The 18,037-nt window shown below is 40.6% G+C and carries 20 protein-coding genes and 1 tRNA gene; 11 read left to right on the plus strand and 10 right to left on the minus strand.

Features of this window, described 5'->3' with window-relative positions; translation table 11 throughout:
- Nucleotides 1-269 precede the first annotated feature (269 nt).
- Entirely contained in the window at nt 270-2,756 is a 2,487-nt protein-coding gene (locus CRT24_RS07625) for a family 20 glycosylhydrolase (protein WP_099370649.1), read from the minus strand.
- Nucleotides 2,757-2,869: 113 nt separating this feature from the next.
- On the opposite strand from CRT24_RS07625, the gene CRT24_RS07630 reads away from it, so the two are divergent.
- The 3 genes from CRT24_RS07630 (at nt 2,870) to CRT24_RS07640 (ending at nt 5,155) form a co-directional block, all read left to right on the plus strand.
- Nucleotides 2,870-2,941 (plus strand) — tRNA-Glu (locus CRT24_RS07630).
- Between the two features lie 249 nt (nt 2,942-3,190).
- Entirely contained in the window at nt 3,191-4,501 is a 1,311-nt protein-coding gene (locus tag CRT24_RS07635) for a site-specific integrase (protein ID WP_099370650.1), read from the plus strand.
- 402 nt (nt 4,502-4,903) lie between these two features.
- Nucleotides 4,904-5,155, plus strand: coding sequence for a DUF6035 family protein (locus CRT24_RS07640; protein ID WP_144034531.1), 252 nt, complete (start codon nt 4,904-4,906; stop codon nt 5,153-5,155).
- Between the two features lie 363 nt (nt 5,156-5,518).
- Here CRT24_RS07640 and CRT24_RS07645 read toward each other — a convergent pair whose 3' ends face one another.
- The 9 genes from CRT24_RS07645 to CRT24_RS07685 all read right to left on the minus strand — a co-directional run bounded on the left by CRT24_RS07645 (nt 5,519) and on the right by CRT24_RS07685 (nt 12,767).
- Nucleotides 5,519-6,493: a DUF5712 family protein gene (locus tag CRT24_RS07645; RefSeq protein ID WP_099370652.1), complete on the minus strand. Its 975-nt coding sequence runs from the start codon at nt 6,491-6,493 to the stop codon at nt 5,519-5,521.
- Nucleotides 6,494-6,502: 9 nt separating this feature from the next.
- A complete protein-coding gene (locus tag CRT24_RS07650; RefSeq protein ID WP_257213990.1) occupies nt 6,503-7,069 on the minus strand; it encodes a BfmA/BtgA family mobilization protein in 567 nt (188 codons plus the stop codon).
- A gap of 296 nt (nt 7,070-7,365) precedes the next feature.
- A complete protein-coding gene (locus CRT24_RS07660; RefSeq protein ID WP_306473158.1) occupies nt 7,366-7,578 on the minus strand; it encodes a helix-turn-helix domain-containing protein in 213 nt (70 codons plus the stop codon).
- Nucleotides 7,579-7,775: 197 nt separating this feature from the next.
- Nucleotides 7,776-8,099, minus strand: coding sequence for a hypothetical protein (locus CRT24_RS21220; protein ID WP_257213991.1), 324 nt, complete (start codon nt 8,097-8,099; stop codon nt 7,776-7,778).
- A 47-nt stretch (nt 8,100-8,146) separates the two neighbouring features.
- Nucleotides 8,147-8,530: a hypothetical protein gene (locus CRT24_RS21225; RefSeq protein WP_257213992.1), complete on the minus strand. Its 384-nt coding sequence runs from the start codon at nt 8,528-8,530 to the stop codon at nt 8,147-8,149.
- Between the two features lie 332 nt (nt 8,531-8,862).
- Nucleotides 8,863-9,798, minus strand: a complete 936-nt coding sequence (locus tag CRT24_RS07670) for an STN domain-containing protein (RefSeq protein WP_099370655.1) — start codon at nt 9,796-9,798, stop codon at nt 8,863-8,865.
- A 282-nt stretch (nt 9,799-10,080) separates the two neighbouring features.
- The gene (locus CRT24_RS07675; protein WP_099370656.1) at nt 10,081-11,205 is read right to left on the minus strand and encodes a FecR family protein; all 1,125 of its coding nucleotides are present in this window, start codon (nt 11,203-11,205) and stop codon (nt 10,081-10,083) included.
- A 280-nt stretch (nt 11,206-11,485) separates the two neighbouring features.
- The gene (locus CRT24_RS07680) at nt 11,486-12,382 is read right to left on the minus strand and encodes a 3-hydroxyacyl-CoA dehydrogenase (RefSeq protein WP_099370657.1); all 897 of its coding nucleotides are present in this window, start codon (nt 12,380-12,382) and stop codon (nt 11,486-11,488) included.
- A gap of 10 nt (nt 12,383-12,392) precedes the next feature.
- Entirely contained in the window at nt 12,393-12,767 is a 375-nt protein-coding gene (locus CRT24_RS07685; RefSeq protein WP_093099140.1) for a DUF1304 domain-containing protein, read from the minus strand.
- A gap of 207 nt (nt 12,768-12,974) precedes the next feature.
- Between CRT24_RS07685 and CRT24_RS07690 the strand changes: the two genes are divergently transcribed.
- The 8 genes from CRT24_RS07690 (at nt 12,975) to CRT24_RS07720 (ending at nt 18,002) form a co-directional block, all read left to right on the plus strand.
- Complete coding sequence (locus CRT24_RS07690) at nt 12,975-13,499, plus strand: hypothetical protein (protein WP_099370658.1); 525 nt, start codon at nt 12,975-12,977, stop codon at nt 13,497-13,499.
- A gap of 150 nt (nt 13,500-13,649) precedes the next feature.
- Nucleotides 13,650-13,928, plus strand: coding sequence for an AraC family transcriptional regulator (locus CRT24_RS07695; RefSeq protein ID WP_180269085.1), 279 nt, complete (start codon nt 13,650-13,652; stop codon nt 13,926-13,928).
- 191 nt (nt 13,929-14,119) lie between these two features.
- Entirely contained in the window at nt 14,120-14,455 is a 336-nt protein-coding gene (locus CRT24_RS07700) for a MauE/DoxX family redox-associated membrane protein (protein WP_257213993.1), read from the plus strand.
- A gap of 109 nt (nt 14,456-14,564) precedes the next feature.
- The gene (locus tag CRT24_RS07705) at nt 14,565-15,329 is read left to right on the plus strand and encodes a hypothetical protein (RefSeq protein WP_099370661.1); all 765 of its coding nucleotides are present in this window, start codon (nt 14,565-14,567) and stop codon (nt 15,327-15,329) included.
- A gap of 282 nt (nt 15,330-15,611) precedes the next feature.
- On the plus strand, nt 15,612-15,809 hold the full coding sequence (locus CRT24_RS20620) for a hypothetical protein (RefSeq protein WP_144034533.1): 198 nt from the start codon (nt 15,612-15,614) through the stop codon (nt 15,807-15,809).
- A 12-nt stretch (nt 15,810-15,821) separates the two neighbouring features.
- Complete coding sequence (locus CRT24_RS21030) at nt 15,822-16,337, plus strand: globin domain-containing protein (RefSeq protein ID WP_218962590.1); 516 nt, start codon at nt 15,822-15,824, stop codon at nt 16,335-16,337.
- 84 nt (nt 16,338-16,421) lie between these two features.
- Nucleotides 16,422-17,024 (plus strand): hypothetical protein, encoded by a 603-nt coding sequence (locus CRT24_RS21035; protein WP_257213994.1) that lies wholly within the window; start codon nt 16,422-16,424, stop codon nt 17,022-17,024.
- A gap of 333 nt (nt 17,025-17,357) precedes the next feature.
- Nucleotides 17,358-18,002, plus strand: a complete 645-nt coding sequence (locus tag CRT24_RS07720; RefSeq protein WP_180269087.1) for a Crp/Fnr family transcriptional regulator — start codon at nt 17,358-17,360, stop codon at nt 18,000-18,002.
- Nucleotides 18,003-18,037 lie beyond the last annotated feature (35 nt).

Here is an 18,037-nt window from a genome sequence, read left to right on the forward strand (position 1 = left end):
TTTCTATAATAGTTCCACCCCTAGCAAGGTTGTATGGCGTGAAATATCATTTTCGATAATAGCACAACCCCATCGGGATGTAACTATTATAGCAGATTTGTAATCCGACCTTCCAACCCTATAGGAGTATAACTATTATAGAAATGTTTACAAAACGCCATGCTGCCCTGTAGTGGTGAAAATACTATGAAAAAAGACAAAAGTATAAAACAACCAACCCTATCTAGGGATTAATACAATTCTAATCTCTTATGTCTTTTGTCTATTGTCTATTCCGTTACATACGTCGACACTCTTCCTACCCTACCTTTGTCATCCACTACTGCCAGATTGATTTTGTCACCAGATTTCACTTGAATTCCTTCAGAAGGATATTTATTTGAATTGGAGTTTGGTTCGGTTCCGTCAGTTGTGTAATAAATCGTAAATCCTGGGTATTCTATATTCGCCATCAACTTATTTTCTTTTTGAGTTACCCCTACGGATGGCAATCTGTAATTGAATCCATCAGCAATAAGGTCGAGTTTTGGCAATTCATAAATACCGACCTTATTTACAAAATCAGCATAAGTTTGGTTGAAAGACTTTTCATTGAATTTGGCTTCCGATTCCCATACTCTTTTTGGTGCCCATGCACGTTCGGATAATGCGTACAACCTTGGGAATAGCATATAGTCCATACGTTCTGGAGTAAGAACCGTTTCCGCCCAAAGCGCAGCCTTAACACCCAATAAATTAGACTTTCCTTTTTCCGTAAGCCTTACTTTTGAAGCGATATAATCTTTTTCCAATTTTTTACCTGGATCTGTCAAGCTCATGTTAGAGAAAAAATCCTCAGGCAACAATGAAAATGAGTTGTAAAGATCTGATATTGCCGCCCATTTAAGTCCGGGTTCTCTGAAATCTTTATCCCATACCATATCTAGGTAGAAGTTGGCGGCTGAAATAAAGATAGTTTTATATCCAGCATTGGCAAGCCTATAAACAAGATCCTCTTGTCCGCCACCAATTACATTTGCCCAAACATCTAAGTACATATTGAGGTGCGACAATTTATCATTTACTACCATCCCCGACCCTTTGTTCACCATTCCGAATTCTTCCCATCCCTGCATGGTTAATCCTTTGGACGCACAGATTGCATTGATTTTTTCAACATAGTATGGCCATACCTCGTAAACGGACTTAAAGCCTTCTTTTTTCATGAGTTCTTGAATAGCAGGAGATTTTTCCCAAGATCCCGCCGGAACTTCATCGCCACCCAAAGAAACTACTTTCAGGGTCAAACCAACTTCCTCGTACATCTTCTTGATATCATCCAGCACAACATCTAAAAACCGATATACAGAAGGCAGCCCAGGGTTCATGACATTATCATCCCAATATTGTGCAGAACTATATTCCGACTGATCAGCTGTTTCATATAACAGGAACTCCTCGGCTTCTTTTGTCTTCCCTTCTTTCATCAAACGATTATACCTTGTTTCCATGGATTTTATAGCTGCTCGGGCATGTCCGGGAGTTTCAATTTCTGGAATAATCGTTACGTATCTAGAAGCTGCATACTTCAGAAGGTCTTGAAATTGGGCCTTGGTCAGAAAATGACCCTCCGTTACATTGTTTCCTGAACCATAAGCTGGCTGTATGCTCGTGCCGTCCTGATAGTAAGGTGATCTTTTGGAGCCTATTTCAGTTAATTCTGGAAGTGAAGGAATTTCTAACCTCCAGCCTTCATCATCAATAAAATGTAGGTGAAGCTTATTTATTTTATATTGCCCCATGACATCAATATACTTTTTGATGGTATTGATATCCTTAAAATTCCTGGCAATATCCATCATAAAGCCACGGTAATCAAATCTTGGCGCATCATTTACTTCCACATAAGGAAGAGATACTTCTCCATTACCTTTCAACTCTTCTGCAGAAAGCATAGACTTGATGGATTGAAGGGCATAGAATGCACCCGCAGCTTCGGTAGCCTCAATAGTTACCCCTTTCGCGTTAATCTTCAGATTGTATTCCTCTGGACCTAATCCCTTCTTATACAAAACCTTTATAGCTGCATTCTTTTCATCTTGATTGATAAAAGAGTACTGTGTCAATTGTTCTGAAAGGTCTTGAAACGGCCTTAGCGCAAAATTAAAGTGCTCGTTGATATAATAACCTACTTGCTGAGAGAATTTATAGGTTCCTTTTCCCATCTTTAAATGCGCAGGTGTAGGTAGGATCAACTGCTCTCCTTTGGTAACTCGATTTGAATTTCTTTCAAACAGCTCATTTAAGACCTTATTTTGTTCCTCGGCGGAAACCTTTAGCGGGTTAACAGTTGGGTGACCTATATTTATTAATTCCCTTGGGTTTGTTCTACTCTGTAGATAGAATCCATTTGGAGTCAATGAAGTGTGAGTAATAGGGTAAGGGGATTTATAATCAATCACCATAGAATCCTGTGCACCTATTTTTGCTTGGTCAGCAAAATCAATGGAATAAAGATTCCCGTTGCGATTGTGAATAGAATATAGTGGAATATTCTGTTCTTCGATTGGATATATAGAATTGAACCAAAGATTATAACCTTTCAAATCGACCGGCTGTCCATCATTGTTCTTGATGATTATTTTTAGGGCAATATTATCTTTGGGATTATAATTTTCATTGAAGTCCCACTTAACTTCTATATTTTTCTGTTGGGCATTCAATTGCAGTGCTGCCAACAGAATTCCGCAGATACTTAAGGCTTTAATTAGTTTCATATGATTTGTTTTCAACCTAAAAATAGCATCTTATATGTAAAGCAGCAATTTTTATGAAAAATATTTTGTGATAATAAAAGTAAATTCTATATTTGCACACCGGAAAACAAAACGGCCCGTTCGTCTAGGGGTTAGGACGCAAGATTTTCATTCTTGAAACAGGGGTTCGATTCCCCTACGGGCTACAGATCTTGAGATCAAAACATACTAAAACGCTGTAAATTAAATGTTTACAGCGTTTTTTATTTTATCAGATTTTACAAAATATTCAGTTTTTCCCAATAAAAAAGTGAGTCATTCGGTGAGTCGCTTTTTCAAAATACACGACTCACTGGAAAGGGGTTAATCTTCTGATTGACAACTTGTTCAGAAAATGAACATCTTGATTTCGTTAGGCTGCAAGGCTAAGTTTGTTTCACTTAAATGATACTATCATGAGTACAAATTATTCCTTGCTCTTCTACCTGAAGAAACCAAAAAACTATGTGAGCGGCCAGAAACCGATCTACATGCGCATTACCGTGGACGGGATACCAAAGGAGGTGTCCACCGGGAAGGATTGTGAACCTGCTAAATGGATTTCAAAGGCAAACCGTGCCAAAGGAACCAAAGAGGAGGTTAAAACACTGAATACATATCTGGATACCGTCGAACACAAGGTTGCCGACCTCCATCTCCAAATGGTCAAAAGCGGCGAGGATATTACCTCAGAATCCATTAAACTGAAATATCTAGGAAAAGATATTAAGAGAAAATCGTTGCTTGCTGTTTTCCTTGAACATAACAATCAGATGGAAGCTCTATTGGGCAACGGATTCAAGCCTAATACACTCAAAGGTTATAAGACCTCAATGTCCCATATCGAACTGTATTTAAAGACAGCACACAAATGCTCAGACATTGATGTCAGAAAGATGGACCACGGCTTTATCGCAGGATATGAATTTTATCTGCGTTCTGCATTGGGCTGTTCGGAAGTTTCTGCTGCCAAGTATATCAAGCATCTGCGTAAAATAGTACGGCTGTGCATTGCCCACAAATGGATTACCGACGATCCTTTTGCATTCTATAAGAATTCTGCCAGACCGAAAGAAAAAGAATTCCTTACCGAGCACGAACTGGAGCGCATAGAACGTAAACTGTTTACCGTACCCAGACTCGCGCATGAACGTGACATCTTTGTGTTCTGCTGTTATACGGGACTGTCATACGCCGATGTTAAAAAACTTACCGATAACCAAATCGGAAAAGGTTTCGGAGGCAAGCTCTGGATATTTACCAGCCGAGAGAAAACAGAAACGGCATCGAACATTCCATTACTACCAAAGGCTCTGGAAATTCTTTCACGGTACAGTGATTATCCGTCCTGTGTTTCTAAAGGAACGTTGCTTCCGGTACTCAGTAACCAGAAAATGAACAGTTACCTCAAAGAGATTGCCGACTTATGTGGTATCACCAAAAAACTGACCTTCCACATGGCAAGGCACACTTTCGCCACAACAGTTACCCTATCCAACAATGTCCCTATTGAGACGGTATCCAAGATGCTCGGTCATACGGATATCAAGACCACCCAGCATTACGCTAAGCTGTTGGATACACGGATAGGTCAGGATATGGATCAATTGGAGGAAACATTGGTTAGTAAAAGACCGAAATATGATACATTAATGCCAAAGGCTTCTTTCGGAAAAATGCCGATTGTTTCGCTACAACCGTGTTTGAATACCGATAAAGCTGGTTAAAAGAAGAATGCAAACAATATCGATTAGCAAGGGCAATCTCCCAGCTAATCTACATTTGTTCGTTCGCAGACCTTGGAGATTCTCGATTGTTTGGGTCTAAGCGAGGTATGGTCACCAGCGAGAAAATGATCAAGCCCCGCGTCTACGTGGTTCATTCAGAAATCACTAACCTACCAAAACTTGAAAACGGTTATATGTTTATTCCGGTAAAATCGCGTTGACCACTTAATTCACCGTATATTTATACTGACCGAATGAATATGAAGACTAATAATAATCGGTTTATGGTGTATCAGAAGTATTTCGTGGTGGTGAAACACCATTTGGTCGAAAATATTTGTCCAAGACCGCCATTGTTTTTAAATTTAATTCCCGTTTTTAAGGTTTTCAAGCTATACGGACATGAAAAGGACGGTAAAATATATGTTCAGGTCGCATGCTGTTGTGACCGATATCACGGGTAATATACCGCCTCGGTGTAGGTATTATACTAAACTTGCTTTGAAAAAGAATGAAACATGGGATCTTATTGTTGGAGTGGATAAAAAGGGTACATTCTTAAGAAAGATCAAAGAGTTTGGATTGGAGAATGTTGAAACAGACCATTCGATCGATCCGCTGCTAAGAGATTTGTATCCGGAGCTATTCTTTTAAGCATAGTTTGATACGTAAAACTTGGGGAATCTATTTCAATGATTAGCCACCATATATCATACACACAGCATCCCATTTTCACCGCTTAGGCCACCGGACACAAGGAGACGGAATCGGGTCAAGGGCGCACGAGAATGGGCCGCAGCGAAGGAGTGCGTTTATTATACCCTTGAACTTTCCGTCTCCGTGGGTAATTTTGCAAAAGCGGTGCAGATGGGAAGAGTTTTATCCCAATATAGTAGCTTTCTTTTACCTCGCAAGTGGTGTGCGCTTTAGCAAAACACCTCTTGCTAATCGAGCGAGGTTTTTCTGCTTTCTGACAAAGGAAGAATGCAGGTGTACCGCAGGGAGTTGTACCTGTCATCATCTCCGTAGTCCCCTTTTTTTCCTTCGCTTGCGCTTCTTTTCTTCCTCATCGGCCACGGTCTGACCGCCGCCCGATGTATCGAATGTAGGCTCAAGCAGCATTTCAAATAATCCCCACGCTCCTCCAGCAATAGAGGAAAGCATACCGCCGACATCAAGGTACTTTTCAGTGTTGATGTCTTTCATAAAACTATCTGTCACATGGGCAGTTTGCAACTGCGGATAGCGTTCAGCTAAGGCTGAAACTGCATGTAACTGTGCTTTCTGCTGTGCGGTGCCGTTCTTCATCGTATTGGCATAATCCATCCGTTCTTTCAGTCCGCGATTAAAACCAAACATCTCATCAAAAAGGGTTTCACCCGATTGCTTGAATGCCGTACGGTCGAACTGTCCCAGCTTTTTCGAATGAGAGACATTCTTTCCTCTTGATGTATTCTGCGGACTGAGCTTGATCCTGTTGGTTATATCCTTACGACTTACGATGATCTGGATATGCATCTGTTGTCCTTCCTTATGCTCGCCAAGTTGTCTGCTTCCGTTCTTCACTTCCTTATCATTATAGCCATAGTATCGGTAGTTTTCCAGTTTACCGAACCAGAGCAGATCTTTATGGCTACGGATATTGTCCCGCTTGAAATTTTTAGCGTATTCGTCCATGACTTTGATAGCAAATTCTTTGAGATTGTCCTTGATTCCTTGTTCTCCGTATTGAGATATCAGATAGGTCAGTTCTTTCTGGCTCGGACTGATATTGATCAGAAAGAATTTGCTGTCATCTTTTCCCAGCTTGGCGATGTTGTTGTCTATACCGATCCGCACATGGGGTCTGATGCCGTTGCTGTTGCCATTGAACCATTTTTCGTGCTGGTCGATGCTTTTCTTATCCCTGTTCTCTTTTTCAAGATAATTTACCAATGTGCCACAGCTCCCTTTGTTGTCGCCCGTTTCGGAGGTCGTGATATTGATGTACATTATGATCTGTTAAAGTTTTTCGACAGCATTCCGTACCTGTTTGGCGAGTTCCTCTTTCTTCGTTGCCGACACCGGCCAGCCCAGGGTTTCTCGCTGTGCGATATAATGTTCCAGTATCTTTCTGAAATTAGATTTCAGGGTTTCCTTCTCTCCGAGTGCTACAATCAAATTTTTCAGATTGGCATCCATCAGCTTTGCATACGCCAAACTTTCGCCTAAAGCCGAGCTTCCCTTGAGCTGACTTTCAGCAATCGCCTTGGTGATCGAACCCATTAGTTTGACCATCGCCGTGAGCTCGTCCAGCATGGAATAGACCGGTACCAACAGGTCGCTCTCCTGTTTCTTGATAAAGGAGAGGATACGGTTGACACCGCTCGACAGTTCCTTTTTCAGTACCTCATCGTTCAGGTCTGCCGGATCCTTCTTGCTCTTGTAGAAATAATCGACCATCTGCATGACCAACAGACGCTTTGTCCTTCCTAGTTTTCGGGACAACAGCGCCAGCCTGTCATCGATCTCCTTCGGAAAACGTACCGATTTGGTATTTTCATCCGATCTAACCATTGTTCTATCCATCAGCTATTTGGATAAACCTGAACCTGCTTGCTTTAACCGGATGCCATGAAGGGATATATTCCAGATAGCCGTATTCCACCAGATCGGATAGGCACTTGTGATAAGTGGCTATGGAGCGTAACCTCGAATACCGCATAAGCCTGCTCCGGCTGGCGTGAAAGAAATCCCACGGATTGCTCCCGCCCTGATGGTAGAAGAGTGCCATGATAAGCCCGATGTGCGATGGCAATAACCTGCTGTCACTGGCTTTCCGCTCAAAATAGCCGCTGAACGAATGTCTGGGTATAAGCATATGTCTATCCATGCCCCGCCCTCCCTTTCATCATGGTTTCGATATCTTCGCTACGGTAATACATTGTCCCACCGATCTTTTGGTACGGCAATGTACCGTTGATACGCAGGTTCTGTAAGGTTCCCGCAGATATACCGAGCATCTGCCTCACCTCTGCGCTGCGCAGCCATTGCCTGTCCTTTGTTTCTACCTTTTTGTTTGCTAGGATTGATCTCATTTCCTCCAGTATTTCCTGCTTGAACTGCTGGAGATCCTTCTTTGTTACGATGTCTATTTCCATATTCTCCCGATTTTTGTTACGATGATCTAGTCGCGATCCTTTCGCTGACCACGGTACAAAAATGGGGCATTATCGCATGTCTAGGCTGACCAACGGAGGCTGTTGGTCATGTTCGGAATCTGAACGGGATGGTATCAGGACTTCTTTTTCGGAACGATCACAAAGAGTTTTTCGTGCTCTTCGATCTTCACGCCTTTTTTTGCATCCTTCGGATCTTTTTTTACGAAGTAGTTGCGCGCAGTACTGATGGGGATATCCTTACCCTCGTAGGTAAAGTACATGGCGACAAGTTTGTAGTAGGGGCTTTCGTAATCGGATTTCAACAGTTTTCGGCCATTGGGTAGTGTTAGATCCTTTAACTGGTGGATGAGATCAATAAAGGTCGGAAGATGGTCATCCTGCACCATCGCCTTGACGGATACCTCAAAGTCCTCCAGCTTTGCAAGTTTTTCTTCCAATGTTCCGATCTTTTCGCGGAGTTCTGCGATCAGGTTGTCCTTTTCTGTCAGCAGGAGTTCGTTCGGCCTGATGTTCCATTTGTCCCTTCCATTAAAAATTCCTGAAATGCCCTTAGTTTTCCGGTATTGGATACATATAGGGCATGCTTGGAAGAAAAGGGATCCCGCCCCTCAAAGTATTCGATCCTCTTTTCTACGATCCGCCAGACATGTTCAAAGAATTCTTTTTCATTGTTCCGTTCGTCCTTTTCCAGATAATATTCCAGATGGTAGAGATAATAATCCTCAAATGCATATGCGTCGAGTTTATAGACCTTTAATAGGAAATGGTTGTCGTCACTTCCCCTTTTCAGACCGGTCAATACCCCCAGATCATAAGGATGTACCTTACGCTGGAATGCTCTGCGGTATTTAAAGTATTTTGACGACATAAATCAAATTTACTAAAAAGATACAAAACAGGTGCCTTGAAAATCAGGGTATATACAGCCATATGTACATCGGCATCATGATATATCGGTATATCTGAAAAAGCCTGTCCGGTATACCCGAGAGTATACCGAAACCGACCTCTACCATGCCGCTAGGCCATAAGGGTATCCCCGGAGGACACCCTAAAGTCCGTTTGCAGCGCATACGGCAAGCAAAGTAGGGCTCTGCCCAACTTCCGCTTGCTCCAGTGTCTCGTCCTGTTATGGGTTTACACATTTCCGTAAAAAAGCATATCGATCAGGCCCCAGTTTTTCATTGACCAAAGAGTTCCTCAAATTTTACTTGTAAGACTTTCGATAGAGACCCCCTGCAATTCGACCCCGTCTACCACCACCAGTGGACCACGTGTCGAATTAATAGATGTTAGGCCGCGTATCAGAAAGGGATTGTCCTCGGCTGTAATCGAATTATTCAGAGTCAGCCCTGGGACCAATCCGTCCAACCGCTGCAGTACATTCACGCTGGAAGAGCGATTTTTCATGATATTGACATTGGGCTTCGAAAAAGAACCCGCACTGCGCTCACGCGAAAGATTCTGGTAACCTGTAGAGTAGCTTACCTCCACCTCCTCGACATTACTGCTCAGCATTTCCAACCGGATATCACCCAAGTTGGGTGCTGCTTTTACCTCTCTACGGTAGTAGCCCACATAGGAGATCTGGATAGTGGCATTCTCGGCGACCTGCTGCAATATAAACCGTCCATTCTCATCGGTAATGATGTCATTGCCCCCGCCTTTGACTCGGATCGTCGCACCGACCAACGGATTACCTTCTTCATCGACCACACGACCACGGACGTCGATATTTAGTATGGCTGCTCCCGCCGCGATACCCGATGAGGGCTGTTCGTTCTTGCGGATGGAAATGATCTTCCCTTCAATACTGTATGTAAAAGGCAGTCCTCTTAGCACACTTTTTAGGGCGGCATCGATACTTGCAGTTGTTAAAGCAACATCGATCACCTTGTCTTTGGGTAGGCTCTTTCCATCAAAGAAGAAGTCATAACCGCTCTGCTCCCTGATTTCTTTCAGGGCAGATTCTATAGATACATTTCTTTTGGACAAGGTGATCTGCTGTCCGAATGTCGATGCACTGACCTGCATCAGGCTTGCGATCAATAGTATGGTGGTTAGTCGCATAATCAGCACGATTTTAGCATAGAGGCCTTTGTATACCTCTATATATTTGGCAAAGGTTTTATACATTTTATTGTCATAGTTTTTAAACAAGCCTAGCAGCCGACAAGAAGCCTCCCATTGTACATACGCACAATTTTCGCTAAGTTTGTTTAGTTTGGTAAGACGGCAATCCTTAGCTTTCGACGGATGAGGTTGCTGTCATAAATAGTTATAATTCCAAGCTGGACCAGGAGCATCTTATGCTTCTGGTTTATCGTTTATAGCAGTTATGTCTTCTCTCGTTTCATGCTCTTCAATTTTAGATTTAAAAATAGGGTTAGTTAGTTTTTTGTTTTTGCCGGTATAGAGCTAACGGATCACATGGATCGTACGGCCTTCTTTCCGAAATCGTACCATGCCCGAGGATTCGATAGATTTAAGTACCTGCGATAGCGGTTTGTCCCTGGATATCCATCCCCCAGATTCCAGACCTTCGGGTACAGAACCGTCGTAGACGATATCGACATCATACCATCGGGCTATCTTGCGCATGGCCACTTTGAAATCGACATGGTTTAAGTAAAAATCGCCGTCTTTCCAGTCGGTGATATTCTCTGTCTCGGTACGTACGATGCGGATATCCTTTCCGGTATTGATGGCCTGTTCTCCAGGTCGGACAAGATGTTCTCCTTTTTCGGTCTTGATCTTAATAGATCCCTCCACCAGCGTAGTGCTCGTCACGGGTTCATCCAGATAGGCATTTACGTTGAAGCTGGTTCCCAAAACCTCGACTTGCTGTGTACCTGTCCTTACAATAAAAGGTTTGGATCTATCTTTGGCCACTTCAAAATAAGCTTCTCCTACAAGCTTGACCCTACGCTTGCCTGCCTGGACCAGTTTGGGCGCATAGGTCAAACTCGACCCCGTGTTCAACCAGACCCGGGTACCATCCGGCAAGCGTAACTGATAGGTCTCCCCATTAGAAGTAGACAAGGTATTCTCTTTATTAACATCAGCACTGTTGCCCTTTAGTGCATAAATCAACTGCCCATCAGCTGATTTTGTAATGCTCACCCCGGATTCTTCGGCTATGGCACCGCTCAAGGCATCGGACAGTCTTACCTTCTTGCCGTCGGCTAAGGTCAACGTAGCACCCTGTGCCCCTGGAGCTACATCCTGCACAAGACCGCTTGCAGACTCCAAACCAAGCTGTTTCTTATCGTAGTAGAAATAAAATCCAAATGCAATGACTAGGATAGCTGCCGCCACAGCACCGATACGCTGCCAACCTTTGAACCTACGGACAGGGGTTGCCGCGTCCGGCTGTAAACGATTCCAGATCTGTTCGCTGGTATCCTCCAATTCGGCTTCCGAAATCTGATCCAGATCCTTACTCCTTAATTGGAAAAGCCAGAGCTTGGCAATGCGCTCTTCCTCCCCATTGTAAGTGCCGGATTCTACTTTCTCTAAAATGGGTTTAATATCTTTTTGCATCGGGTCTGTAATCCTTAGTTAGTGTTAAGGCGTGCAACTATACCCAATTGGTGACAAGGAGAAATAGTGCTACTAAAGGTAAAAATCACCGAAAAATCGCAGATCTGGGTCAAATAGATTATAGTATCAAAGCAGCAGTACTAACTAGAAATGGTAATTACCAGTGCCTCTTGGACTGACAATTACCATTTTATAAAGTTCATGTTTAACATCTCAACCTTCAACCCTTATAACATTAAAGGTTACAAGCCAGAAGATATTGATAATTAGGCATTTTTAATTACTTTAAGAAATCTTCTACTTTATATTTTGGATTAGGATACTTATAAAATCCTTCACCTGTTGCAACGCCTAATTTACCTTGATCTATAAACTCCGATTTTAATTTTTCTACAATTTCAACCTTTACAGGATCTTTAGTCGCGTCTGCGGCCATTTTGTTAATATTATAAGCAGTAGTAATACCTACTACATCCAATATTCCAAAGGGACCAAGCGGCGCTCCTGTAGCTACCATCCAAGTCTTATCGATCGTTTCAATATCCGCAATATCTCTTATCCACAAATCCATAGCAGCACTTAAAAGCGGTACTAAGAGGGAATTTACAATATAACCGGGCTGTTCCTTGTGCAAAGGCAAGGCCACCATGCCTATCTGTTTAGCAAATAGCAGCAAACTTTCAAATACCTCATCAGATGTACCTGCGTGCTTCATCACTTCACCGGTATTATGTTTCCATATTTCATTCGCAAAATGAAGTGCAACAAATTTTTCCGGACGCCCCGTATACTCGGCAAACTGGCTAGGCAACATAGTCGATGAATTTGTTGCAAATACCGTTTTAGCGGGTGCCAATTTTGCCAATTTCTGATAGAAATCAATCTTAATCTCCGGATTTTCAGGAACAGCTTCAATAACTAAATCGGCATCTTTTACAGCCTCTCCCAAATCCGAACTATAGGATAATCTTGCTTTGGTAGCTGCCAATTGTTCATCTGTAGCACCTAAGTCTCTTTTAAAAGCAGCACTTAAAATAGCAAACTTTGCTTTTGCCTTTTCTAAAACTTCATCATTAATATCGTAAACAGTTACATTAAAGTTATGAAAAGCCGTTTGAAAAGCGATTTGATAGCCTAATACACCGCTTCCCGCTATTATTACATTTTTAAACTCCATACTTTTTGTTTTAAGAATTATAAGAAATCAATACACAAATCAGCGCAAGTATTGCGGGCAGCCCTTGTTTTAAAAGGATACTTTTAGAAGAGGTTATACCTCCATAAAGTGCTGCAACAATCACGCATCCCAAAAAGAATACACGGATATTAAAACTCCATTCTGGGTTTTCGATAAAAAAAGACCATATCAGCCCCGCCGCTAAAAAGCCATTGTACAAACCTTGATTAGCCGCTAAGCCTTTGGTTGCCTTAAACAGTTCTTCCGGTAAAGCACCTCTAAAAGTCTTTTTGCCAACCGTTTCCCAAGCGAACATCTCCATCCAAAGGATATACAAATGTTCAAGAGCTACAATTCCCGTTAATATTAAGCTTAAAGTTTCCATATTTTAAATCTCCATAACTTCTAACATGCTTTACTAACCTAAGAAACAATATAAACGGACAACTTGTTTTAAAATATAAAAAAACTACCTGTTCATGATGAAGACCACATAGATCAGCATCCCAAGATTATGTCGAAATTTGATAGAAGACTAATATGAAGATCACATTTCAAGACATCTATTCTTGTATGAAAAAACTTGCGAACCATGCGCAGGACGGTAAAATATATGTTCAGGTCGCATGCTGTTGTGACCGATATCAGCGGGAGTATACCCCGGTGGTGTAGGTTTCGTTTGCCCTATGCCCAGGCAGAACGCATAGATATCAAAGAGGGTACAATCATCAGCCAGCATTACAGCCATATCCTTTTCTTTCTTGAGGTGTTGGAAGTTGATATACATACCGATCTGCAGGCAGATTACCTTATGGAGGATACCAGCCTATTCCTCTTTATGATGTTGGAAGGGAATATTCTATTCCAGAAACACGATGGAGAACATATTGCCGAAGCAAAAGAAAATATCTGCTATGCTACGTACAACCGGCAAGGCACGTATTCGTTCAGCTTACCGGCAGGAAGACACCGTCTCTGCTATATCATTCCTAGGAACGAGTGGGTAACAAAGAATATCCGCTATTATCCAAGATTGGAACCGTTTCTACAGCAGATGGAACAAAATAATCTACCATTCGGACATATGCCTTCCTGCCGAATCGAAAAAGGAATGTAAAGAAGTCTCGATAAGCTCTTTGGAAGGACGGAGATACGGGACAAGGATCTTGAAGCAGTCCTCCTTCGCGATGCAAAAAGGGTGCTATATCATTATCAGCTAGCAGTCGAGGAAAAAATGACTGCCCGTGCATGTCTTATAAAAGAGCATATGGATCAAAATTACATGGATCCCAACCTGAACAATAAAGCATTGATGGATAAATTTTACATCACCGAAAGAACTTTGATTGACACGTTTAAGGACGAGTTCGGAGAAACGCCCCACAGATACCTGATAAATCTTCGTATGAAGGAGGCGAAAAGACTTTTGCAGATCGAGAAAAAAACTCCAACAGAAGTCAGTGTTTTGGTGGGATACGACAATTTTAGGAGTTTTAGGACACAGTTCGTCAAGACATTTGGATTTCCGCCCTCAGAGTACCGTTAGGCCATTTTTCCAGCTCTTTTTAGGTTACTAAAACTTTATGGGTATCAAAAAACTTACATTTTACCCCCTTTTTTTTGCCAAAAACACCCAAATTTTCTCTGTTTTTTGACACCTCCATTCGAGAAATGATATTGAACTTTGTTAAGTAAGCATTAACAATTATTATTTAAAACATGCTAAATGATCTGGCGATGAATTTGAAACATGAATATATAAAAAAAAGGGAAAAGGTGATTATTACGATCACTACGCTAGTTGCTATGCTATTCTTCTACGCTGCCTTTAGCAAACTGATGGACTATGATAAATCACGATGGGAAATGCAAAATCAGGTTTTCCCGAAATACATTGCCAATGTACTCACTTGGTTGGTTCCGGTCGTAGAAATCATTTTGATGACAGCACTGTTATTTCCGACGACAAGGATCAATGCGCTCTGGGGATCGCTCATGTTGCTCACAGTTTTTACGATTTATATAGCCGTGACTCGTCCTACTACAGGCTTACACATTTCTATTGTTATTTAGTCATTGTCCTGATGTAGCTTTTACAACTTCTTCTTATAATACGATAGATCAATTTATGATTTCACTCATAAAACATATCATATATTCGGGCTAAGTTTGTTTCCGAATAATGAGAATATTACGGCAAACATCTACTAGAACATGGGCAACAATAGGTTTGATCAATCTACTTATCGTTGCATTGATGGGGGTAATTATGCGTTTAAAATTCATATTGCCTATGCCGTTCGTCCAGCTAAAAAACTTACAGCACGCACATTCGCATTTTGCTTTTACGGGATGGGTATCACATCTATTGATGTTGTTACTAGTTGTTATAACATTTCGCCTTGGCAAAAATGATCCTATACCTCATAATCAAAATAGAATATTATGGGCGAATCTAATGTGCTCCTATGGTATGCTATTTAGTTTTATCTATCAAGGGTATGGTGTTATTTCTATATTATGCTCCACCTGTAGTATTCTTATCTCCTACTGTTTCGCACTAACATTTTGGAAAGATATGCGAGAGCAACAATTAGACAATCGTATAGCAAGATGGTTTTATATGGCATTGGTATTCTTACTGATATCATCCGTTGGTACATTCTATTTGGCTTATATAATGGGTTCTCATCAGCTAGAAGTTAAGCGTCAATTGTCTGCTATCTATTTCTATCTTCACTTTCAATTTAACGGATGGTTTTTCTTTGCTATCATGGGATTGGTCAGTCACTTGTTATCTCAACTCAATATTCTTCAACGGGCTACAGATAAATTATTCTATACACTTAGTATCGCAACCATACCACTATACCTGTTATCTATCCTTTGGGTAAAGTTCCATAGCGTTATTTACATATTGATTACCATACTTGTATTTGTACAATAGTCCATATGGATTTATTGGTTGATTCAATTACACACCTCTACCACTCAAAAAAAAACGTGTTATATACATCCATATTTAAAAAATGTTTTTTTACTGATTTCCGTCGCTGTATTACTAAAATTTTGTCTACAAGCATTATCTGTCATTCCTTCATTAAGTGACTATGTATATGGATTCAGACCAGTTATTATTGCTTATTTACACCTTGTTCTACTAGTCATTGTTTCTACCTTTTTGATCGGATATAGCTACCAGACCAAGTTATTATGTTTTAACCATCATATGAAGAGCTATTTTAACATTTTCATTTTTGGAGTTGTATTGAATGAACTATTGCTAGCACTTCAAGCTTCATTAGCTCTTTTCAACCAAGGATTCCCTTATGTACCTATTTTTCTATTCATAGCTTCGATGGTAATCAGTATTGGCTTAATCGGCATGCTGACAACAGAATTTAAAATATCAAAAATTAATAAATAAATTACATTTGCCATGACTTCAGATCAAATACAGCTTATCAAAGCAACAGTTCCCGTGCTACGAGAACATGGTGTCCTATTGACATCTCATTTCTACAAAAGAATGTTTGAAAACAATCCTGAATTGAAACATATATTCAATATGGGTAATCAACAAAACAACAAGAAACAGACTGCATTGGCCATGGCTGTTCTAGCTTATGCTGAGTATATTGAAACACCCGAAGTACTACTTCCTGTAGTTGACCATATCGGACATAAGCATACAAGCTTGGATATACGTCCAGAGCATTATACGATTGTCGGCAGGCATTTAATTGCTTCAATTCAAGAAGTGTTGGGAGATGCAGCAACACCTGAGTTGCTAGAAGCGTGGACGTTAGCTTATAGTAAACTTGCCGACTTAATGGCTGGTCACGAACAGAAATTGTATATTAAGCAAACTGAGAGAACCGGAGGCTGGGCAGGTTGGCGCCCGTTTGTCGTTAAACAAAAAGTTAAGGAATCGGAAGAAATCACCTCATTTTAACTGTATCCTACTGATAATGGACAAGTCGCTGATTTCAAGCCAGGGCAATACATTAGTTTACGATTATTCTTGCCAGAGCTTAATTTGTTACAACCAAGACAGTACAGTATTTCTTGTGCTCCAAATGGCAAATACTATCGAATATCGGTCAAGAAAGAAATCAGCACAAATCATCCAGACGGAATGATTAGTAATCGATTACACGACTATATACAAGAGGGTGAAATAATAGATTTAAGTGCTCCAGCTGGAGTTTTTGTCCTAAAAGAAAACAGCAATACAAAAGTTTTTATCAGCGGAGGAATTGGTCAAACGCCACTATTATCCATGCTAGAAGCACTGATTTCTAAAGATAATGTATCAACCAATCTCGTGTGGATTCATGGTTGTCGAAACGAACAAGTCCATGCATTTAAGGATCGATTGACCGAAATCAACAAACAACAAATAAATGTCAAGCAATTTCTATTCTATGATGAAGTGGAAGAAGAGGAAAGTCATATTCAACAAGGTTGGGTTGATTTATCAAACCTTGCCCATGATGTGTTAGAACTCGAAGCAGACTACTACATCTGTGGACCTGCAGGCTTTATACAAAAGCACCACGATTACTTAATAGAACGAGGTGGAGCCAATAGTCATATTCACTTTGAAGAATTTGGTCCAGCTTCACTCCAATTAAGTTAATTATAATAGTAATTTGAGGTACGTTTTGTGATTTTACTTACTAATAATCACAAAACGTACTTCTATACTCTATGTAGCATAAAACTGACGACAACTTTTTAAGTGTCAGTTTGCCTCAGGTGTCGTCATCAGTTATAAAACATGTTCCTTTGACTTCTAATCATCGTCAAAAGCTTCTCGTTGAACATTTTCTTGCTAGAATGTGCTGTATAAAAAATAATAATGGTATATATTTGTATTATAGATTGTAAAAAATGGTAGAAGTTTTCTCAAAAAGACTTCCACTTTAAAAACATGGCAAAAAAAAAGAAAGACTGTGAGAACACATGTTTTATGTGTAAACATATAATTCCTGCATGGAAGGAATTGATTAATGCCAATAGAGAAATAATTAAATTAAAGAAAGGCGATCAATTTATCCAGGAAGGAACGCCAGCAGAAGGTATTTATTTTGTTCAAGAAGGCGTGATCAAAGTACATAAACACTGGGGTGATAAAGAAAGTATTGTTCGTTTTGCAAAAAAAGGGAATATAGTAGGGCATCGTGGATTATCTTCTTCGCAAACACTTTTCCCCATATCTGCCACCGCATTAGAAAACAGCGAGGTCTGTTTTATTCCTATTGATTTTTTCAAAACGATATTGAAAGGAAATTCAGATTTCACGTATGAGATGCTGTTATTTTATGCCGACGAATTGCAAATTTCCGAACAAAAGACGAGCAATCAAGTACAACTTTCCGTAAAAGGAAGGTTGGCATGGAGCATCCTGCAATTAGAACAAAAAATGGGAATTGAAGGAGATGGTTATATCAACATTACACTATCTAAAACAGATATAGCAGCATACATAGGGAGTACGTACGAAACTATCTACCGGATGATGATGGAACTAGAAAACGAAAAAATTATTGAGACTGCAAATAAGCGAATCAAGATTTTAGATCGTCAAAAGTTAATAGAATCCAGTTTGATCTAACCCTTTCAAAAAAGAGAATTAGCCGATAGTAAGCT

Origin of the sequence: Sphingobacterium sp. 1.A.5 (genome assembly GCF_002734235.1) — a bacterium.
In the GTDB taxonomy this organism is placed as follows: domain Bacteria; phylum Bacteroidota; class Bacteroidia; order Sphingobacteriales; family Sphingobacteriaceae; genus Sphingobacterium; species Sphingobacterium daejeonense.

Coding starts and splice junctions, on each gene's coding strand:
- CRT24_RS07635 (WP_099370650.1), top strand. CDS start 3,191: ATGAGTACAAATTATTCCTTGCTCTTCTACCTGAAGAAACCAAAAAAC.
- CRT24_RS07670 (WP_099370655.1), bottom strand. CDS start 9,798: ATGTATAAAACCTTTGCCAAATATATAGAGGTATACAAAGGCCTCTAT.
- CRT24_RS21225 (WP_257213992.1), bottom strand. CDS start 8,530: ATGTCGTCAAAATACTTTAAATACCGCAGAGCATTCCAGCGTAAGGTA.
- CRT24_RS07650 (WP_257213990.1), bottom strand. CDS start 7,069: ATGGATAGAACAATGGTTAGATCGGATGAAAATACCAAATCGGTACGT.
- CRT24_RS07640 (WP_144034531.1), top strand. CDS start 4,904: ATGAAAAGGACGGTAAAATATATGTTCAGGTCGCATGCTGTTGTGACC.
- CRT24_RS07705 (WP_099370661.1), top strand. CDS start 14,565: ATGAGAATATTACGGCAAACATCTACTAGAACATGGGCAACAATAGGT.
- CRT24_RS20620 (WP_144034533.1), top strand. CDS start 15,612: ATGAAGAGCTATTTTAACATTTTCATTTTTGGAGTTGTATTGAATGAA.
- CRT24_RS07660 (WP_306473158.1), bottom strand. CDS start 7,578: ATGAGATCAATCCTAGCAAACAAAAAGGTAGAAACAAAGGACAGGCAA.
- CRT24_RS07680 (WP_099370657.1), bottom strand. CDS start 12,382: ATGGAGTTTAAAAATGTAATAATAGCGGGAAGCGGTGTATTAGGCTAT.
- CRT24_RS07700 (WP_257213993.1), top strand. CDS start 14,120: ATGAATTTGAAACATGAATATATAAAAAAAAGGGAAAAGGTGATTATT.
- CRT24_RS07690 (WP_099370658.1), top strand. CDS start 12,975: ATGCGCAGGACGGTAAAATATATGTTCAGGTCGCATGCTGTTGTGACC.
- CRT24_RS07645 (WP_099370652.1), bottom strand. CDS start 6,493: ATGTACATCAATATCACGACCTCCGAAACGGGCGACAACAAAGGGAGC.
- CRT24_RS07720 (WP_180269087.1), top strand. CDS start 17,358: ATGTGTAAACATATAATTCCTGCATGGAAGGAATTGATTAATGCCAAT.
- CRT24_RS07685 (WP_093099140.1), bottom strand. CDS start 12,767: ATGGAAACTTTAAGCTTAATATTAACGGGAATTGTAGCTCTTGAACAT.
- CRT24_RS07675 (WP_099370656.1), bottom strand. CDS start 11,205: ATGCAAAAAGATATTAAACCCATTTTAGAGAAAGTAGAATCCGGCACT.
- CRT24_RS07695 (WP_180269085.1), top strand. CDS start 13,650: ATGGATCAAAATTACATGGATCCCAACCTGAACAATAAAGCATTGATG.
- CRT24_RS21030 (WP_218962590.1), top strand. CDS start 15,822: ATGACTTCAGATCAAATACAGCTTATCAAAGCAACAGTTCCCGTGCTA.
- CRT24_RS07625 (WP_099370649.1), bottom strand. CDS start 2,756: ATGAAACTAATTAAAGCCTTAAGTATCTGCGGAATTCTGTTGGCAGCA.